Annotated in this window: 1 protein-coding gene; it reads left to right on the top strand. The window is 63.2% G+C overall.

The annotated features are described in order from the left end of the window. Positions 1-17 precede the first annotated feature (17 nt). The coding region (locus AC1DU6_RS34325; RefSeq protein WP_477862931.1) for an ABC transporter substrate-binding protein at positions 18-660 on the top strand (643 nt) is incomplete at its 3' end.

Here is a 660-nt window from a genome sequence, read left to right as displayed (position 1 = left end):
CCGGTGCACCGCGCAAATTGAAGCTCTCCTGGAATGCCGGCGCGGTCTGCCTTGCGCCGCTGCCGGTTGCCATCGATCATGGCTTCTTCCAGAAGCAGAACCTTGACGTCGAACTGGTCAATTACAGCGGCTCGACGGACCAGCTTCTCGAAGCCATTGCCACAGGAAAATCCGATGCGGGCCTGGGGATGGCGCTGCGCTGGCTGAAGCCGCTGGAGCAGGGCTTCGACGTCAAGATCGTCGCCGGCACCCATGGCGGCTGCCTGCGCGCGCTGGCGCCGGCGAAATCGGAGGTGAAGAGCGTTGCGGATTTCAAGGGCAAGACCATCGCCGTCGGCGATATGGCCGGCCCCGACAAGAACTTCTTCTCGATCCAGCTCGCCAAGGCCGGACTCAATCCGGACAAGGACGTCGAGTGGCGGCAATATCCTGGCAACCTCGTGCGGCTCGCCGTGGAAAAGGGTGAAGCACAGATCGGACTGGCATCCGATCCGCTGGCCTATCTCTGGCTCAAGGATGGCGAGTTGAAGGAGGTCGGTTCCAATCTCGATGGCCCCTACAAGGATATCAGCTGCTGCATCGTCGGCGTGCGCGGCAGCCTGCTGCGTGACGATCCGCTGGTCGCGCGCGGCCTTACGCAGGCGCTGCTCGATGCTGCGA

The organism is Roseateles sp. P5_B10, from assembly GCF_056400485.1.
The sequence above is the reverse complement of the archived record's forward strand: the minus strand, read 5'-3'. Positions and strand labels throughout refer to the sequence as shown.